6 protein-coding genes are annotated in these 5,206 nt (G+C 44.0%); all 6 read left to right on the top strand.

Going from position 1 to position 5,206, the window contains the following annotated elements:
- Positions 1 to 182: hypothetical protein (locus tag DN748_RS19175; RefSeq protein ID WP_161554615.1), on the top strand; the 182-nt coding region annotated here is incomplete at its 5' end.
- A gap of 9 nt (positions 183 to 191) precedes the next feature.
- A complete protein-coding gene (locus DN748_RS18770) occupies positions 192 to 1,133 on the top strand; it encodes a hypothetical protein (RefSeq protein WP_112373375.1) in 942 nt (313 codons plus the stop codon).
- Positions 1,130 to 1,555 (top strand): hypothetical protein, encoded by a 426-nt coding sequence (locus DN748_RS18765; protein WP_112373374.1) that lies wholly within the window; start codon positions 1,130 to 1,132, stop codon positions 1,553 to 1,555. Before DN748_RS18770 ends, DN748_RS18765 begins: the two co-directional genes overlap by 4 nt.
- Positions 1,556 to 1,744: 189 nt before the next feature.
- The gene (locus DN748_RS18760; RefSeq protein WP_112373373.1) at positions 1,745 to 3,694 is read left to right on the top strand and encodes a discoidin domain-containing protein; all 1,950 of its coding nucleotides are present in this window, start codon (positions 1,745 to 1,747) and stop codon (positions 3,692 to 3,694) included.
- Complete coding sequence (locus DN748_RS18755; protein ID WP_161554614.1) at positions 3,672 to 4,913, top strand: O-antigen ligase family protein; 1,242 nt, start codon at positions 3,672 to 3,674, stop codon at positions 4,911 to 4,913. Before DN748_RS18760 ends, DN748_RS18755 begins: the two co-directional genes overlap by 23 nt.
- Positions 4,914 to 5,009: 96 nt before the next feature.
- A partial coding sequence (locus DN748_RS18750) for a hypothetical protein (RefSeq protein ID WP_146746657.1) occupies positions 5,010 to 5,206 on the top strand: 197 nt, incomplete at its 3' end.

Raw genomic sequence — 5,206 nt, 5'->3', positions numbered from 1 at the left:
ATAATTTTGATGCCAGCCATAATTACCTGCATCAATTGGACAAGGACTTTACGGGCTACCTGGAATACCTGACGGCCGAAGGAGAGCGTAAAGCCATTATCCGCGTAGAGAATGCCCGCCCGGTACGGAAATACAGGGGCCGGCCTCAAGCACACAAAGGTGAGTTTCGATCAAAACAGTAGCTCGCCGCGATGTCGGGGGGCTATGAGTGTTATGAAATCTGCGAGGATGTTTGGGGAGGCGGCTGCGTAGGCGACGTCTGGGACCCGGATGATCCGGGAGGAGATGAATACTGCTGGGATGATATCATTGGCCAGGATTGCTATGAAGAGTGCGATTGGATAGATGGTCCCATAGACCCGAATCCGGATCCCTGTGACGATCCGGGGAATTGGAATGAATGTTATGGGGATGGAGGGGACTATTACCCACCCGATGATATGTATGAGATCATTTTAGACCCCTCGTTTATGGAGACTAAAGCAGAATGTGTTTATAATAAGTTAAACAATTTGGGTACAAGTTTTGCGAGTGCAATTAAAAAATTTGACGGGGAATTTCCGGTTGCACATTTGAAGTTTGATATGGAAGATCTTGGTAGTTCTGTGAAGGGTAGAACGTTAGCACCAGGAGTTAATCAATCATCCCCTAACTATGTAATAACAATTAGATTAAATAATAATGCCACAAGTGCAGGAGTAGATTATAGACCGAATTTAATGGTAGCAAAAACTATTGCACACGAAGTAATTCATGCCGAAATGTATAGGAAATTGTTGTCGTTGGCAAACCAAGGGAATTTAGATTTTAGCGGTTGGTCGCAACAACAGCAGATAGATTATATGCTATCCATAAGGGATAATTTTCCAGGAATTTATGACTATTATAGAAGACATAAAAACTGGCAACATCAGCAAATGGCTAATCATTATTTGCAAACAATAGCGGAGATGACTAAAGAATTTGATAATAGTCAGCATACGGATCAATTTTATACAGATTTGGCATGGGAAGGTTTAAGATATTCAAGTATTTATACCTGGAGTAGTAAATCTCAAACTGAAAAGGATAGAATCAACAAAGTAATTTCAGACTACATCAATAATAATAAAAATCAAAATTGTTCCCCATGAAATATTTAGTTTTTTACATTTTTATGCTCCCTCTGTTCGCTTTTTCCCAAAAGACGGAAAAAGAAACCATATACATTCTTTTTGACATTGCCAATAAAGAAAAATGTGAAGTTGAAATTGAAGGAAAGGGGATTCAAAGAATAAATAAATACAGAATATCAAAAAGTATGGATAATACTTTTTATTATATCTGTGATGAAATATTTGTACCGAAAAAAGGAGGAGAGGTTGATACTTGTAGTGTTAAAAACCTAAAAAAAATAGATATAAAAAACATTGATTATCTAATCGATGTTAAGAAAAAAAAAACGGAATCTTTTTTCAAAAATAGTATATTTAAAAAAATTTATTTTATTGAACCGCATAAGGATTATTTAATGAAGTATGAAGTATCATGGGCGACGGACTTGATCATAGAATAGTTTTATCTGTTTAAATAAGGTTTCCCCTCTTCGGAGGTTTACCAAGCTGAAATAGTAAAAGAACGATATTTTGATTTTGAAAATGCTATTAAATTACTCAATAATATCAAGTTAGTAGAATATGTTGATGAATGTTAAATTTAAGCGGGGAATGAAAAATGTTCTTCTATTTTAAAATTTCTCAATTAAATGTCAAAGAACTATCTTCTTATATTCATTGTTTTACTTCTAATAGCCTGCCATAGCGCACCCGAAGAGGTTCGGGAAGCACTGGAATCAGCCAAAGACAACCGGCCGGAACTGGAAAAGGTCATCACCCATTATCAGCAGCAGGACGATACGGAAAAGCTGGAGGCCGCCTATTATCTGATCGGGAATATGGATGGCAGATACTATTGGGACGGAGAGATCGTCACAGCTTTCGACTCGCTATTCCGCTACATGGATTCCCTGCATCGGGCCAAGCGTTTTGTACCCCCTGAATCACCCTTTGTAAAAAAGAAATGGGCAGCACTTACCGACCTGTACGGTATGCCCGCATATCGGTATGCAGAGAAATACAGCGACAGCGAATCACTAACATCGGAATACCTGATTTCCCAGATCGACCAGGCTTTTAAAATCCGTGATTCCCTGCCTTGGGGAAAGCAATTGACCTTTGAGGAATTCTGCCACTATCTCCTGCCTTACCGGATTGGCACGGAACGCCCCGAATCCTGGAACCGTCATGTTTTTGACGAATACCGGGAATTCAGGAAAGATATAACAGGAGAAAGCAGGCGCCAGGTAGCCGAAAGACTGTTTACGCATTTACAGAAAAGGACAAGGGTCAATCAGACATTACACCGGTATCCGTTTGATATGCCCGAAAGCCTGATGCGGACCGGCCGGCGGGGTATATGCAGACATCTGGTATATTATAAGGCGATGGTGATGCGGGCCAACGGGCTTCCTGTGGATGTAGATTTTGTTCCGCTGTGGGGCAACCGCAGCGGCGGACATTATTGGAATGTATTGCTGCAGGAAGACGGTAACCGTTTTCGATGGCCCGATGCGCCAAAAGGCTTGTCTTATGGGAACTACGACAAGCCGCGACACACCTTGTCCAAGGTATACAGAGAGACGTTCGCTCTACAGCCTGCTGCCCCGGATTCGGAGGATATTCCACCAAGCCTTCGGGACCGGAACCGGATTGATGTTACCCATGAATACACGCGGGTTTTTGATGTAGAGATCCCCCTTAAGTTTCCCGCCATAGCCGAAAAAGAGTATGCGGTGATCTGCACGTTCAACACTCAGAGATGGGAAGCACAGGCCTATGGCGAAATCAAACGAGGGCATGTGACATTCAAACAAATGGGTGCCAGGGTGCTGTATTTGGTTATGTATTATCACGAAGGAGAGTTAGTCCCTGCATCCGATCCGTTTGTACTTAAAGAAGACGGCACGATCGCCTATATTGTACCTGAAGGCCTGCAGGATATGACGCTACTGCGTAAATTCCCGCGTTTTCCAACGACTGAGAAGTATGAGAAGCGGTTAATAGGTGCCCGCTTTCAGGGAGCTAACCGGGCCGATTTTCGGGATGCAGTCAATCTGTATACCATTAAAACTCCTCCCGATAGTATTGCCCAGGCATTGATCTCCCACCCGGGCAGGTTCAGGTATGTTCGATTGCTTGCCGGTGAGAAGACACTGAACGTAGCGGAACTGGAGTTTTATGGGGAGAATGGTATACATCTGACAGGCAGGGCCATGGGCTTCCCGAAAGTGAATAAATATATTGGCACTCCCTATCAACTCGCGTTTGACGGAGACCCGGGAACTTATTTTCACGTGCCTCCAAATAAAAAGTCGGCCCCTGCCTGGGCCGGCCTGGACCTTGGCGAGCCCAGGCAGCTTACGAAAGTGCGGTTTGCCCCGCGGAGCGATACCAATTTTATTCTTGTCGGCGACACTTACGAACTGTGCTACTGGGATAAGGATCATTGGGTATCTCTGGGCAAACAGGTGGCCGACAAGCAAAAACTCCTCTATCGGCAGGTACCGGCAGATGGACTATACCTGCTTCACAACCTGACCAAAGGCAGGGAAGAACGTATTTTTACTTATGAGCATGGAAAACAAATATGGTGGTGACAAGATACGATACCTGCCTGTGATCGTTGTACTGACAGGCCTGTTGTATTCGTTTTTTGCTGAAAGCCGGTCGTTTTTTATGGGTTTTGCCGTGGCGGGTTGTTACCTCGTCGTGACTTCATCCTTTTTTCCGTACAATAAAAAACGGACACTCCTCATTTCAGGCGGTGCCCTGGCCGGTATCCTCTGCTTTCTTGTGTTTTTTGTAAAGCCTGATTCCTCCCGTGGGCGGATGCTTATCTATAAAATATCATCGACAATGTTCAGGGATCACTACCTGACAGGATTGGGCCCCGGCCGTTTCAAAACGGAGTACCTGGCTTATCAGGCAGCTTATTTCCGAAAAGGTGATTACACGGAACAGGAACTCTTACTGGCCGGTAATACCTATTTTGCATTTAATGATTACTGGCAGTTTATGATAGAGTATGGCGTTGCCGGTATACTGATGTTTGGTGCAATGGGGATTTTGTTGCTTTACGGTGTTATTCGACTGCCGGCAGACAAGAAAAAGCAACTATTGTATAACCTTGCGATTATCATACTTATTACCATATGCGTAGCCGCTTGTTTCAACCATCAGTTTGAAAAGCTGTGGGTTCAATTGACCTTTCTGAGTAGTATCTCCATCCTAAGTTGGGGGCATCTTTACAAAAGAAGAAAGATTCGTCCTTTCTTCATAACGGGAATCTTTCTATTCGCTGCCCTGCTCGTTTTCCAGGCTTATGGACAGCGGCTGATCAACCGCCGGGTATACCAACACTGGGAAACTTCCAAAACAATGGCTCGGGCAGGGTTTATCACCGAGAGCTTAGACCATTGTCGGGCTGTAGCTCCATCCCTGGCCGATAATGGCAGCTTTATGGGGTACTATGGCAGGCAATTGATGCGGGCAAGACGATATAAACAGGCGATCGCCGTATTAAACCAGGCCTTAGACCACCGAAAACATCATCAGATATATGTAGATTTGGGAAACTGCTACAGGGCAAGCGGCCATATGGAAGAAGCTGAACAGGCACTGCTTACCGCCGTATATATGGTCCCTAACCGCTTTGAAAGCCGGTTTGCCCTGTTCGAGTGTTACATGGCATCCGGGCAGATCTCAGAAGCAACCTTCTGGGGAAAATCAATACTATCGCTACCGATAAAAATTCTCTCACTCCGTGTGGATAAAATCCAGGAGCAAGTTGCCCGGAAACTCCGAAAATTGGAGTAGAAAATATTGCATATACAGGAAAAATTATTTATTTTAGTCAAATTAGCATTAATCCCCCCTACAACAACTATTATATGGACTAAAAATACACGGTGCATGATGAAAAAAACCAAACAACTTGCTCTGTTGGCAGGGGTACTGCTCTTTACGGTATTTTCCTGCGAACGCTCTTTAAACGATGAATTCCCTGAGGCAGGGGTACAGCAACAAGACGAAATGAAGGCGGTGACCAAAGCCGCCCGCCAGCATTACATCAAAAGCCTGAAAAAGGAAGTGGAGTCGGGGTTTTCCAC

The sequence above is a fragment of the Sinomicrobium soli genome (assembly GCF_003285545.1).
Taxonomy (GTDB): Bacteria; Bacteroidota; Bacteroidia; order Flavobacteriales; family Flavobacteriaceae; genus Sinomicrobium.
The sequence above is the reverse complement of the archived record's forward strand: the minus strand, read 5'-3'. Positions and strand labels throughout refer to the sequence as shown.

What these genes read in the sequence shown, in the direction of transcription:
- DN748_RS18770 (WP_112373375.1), top strand. Translation starts at nt 192, where the DNA reads ATGTCGGGGGGCTATGAGTGTTATGAAATCTGCGAGGATGTTTGGGGA.
- DN748_RS18765 (WP_112373374.1), top strand. Translation starts at nt 1,130, where the DNA reads ATGAAATATTTAGTTTTTTACATTTTTATGCTCCCTCTGTTCGCTTTT.
- DN748_RS18760 (WP_112373373.1), top strand. Translation starts at nt 1,745, where the DNA reads ATGTCAAAGAACTATCTTCTTATATTCATTGTTTTACTTCTAATAGCC.
- DN748_RS18755 (WP_161554614.1), top strand. Translation starts at nt 3,672, where the DNA reads ATGGAAAACAAATATGGTGGTGACAAGATACGATACCTGCCTGTGATC.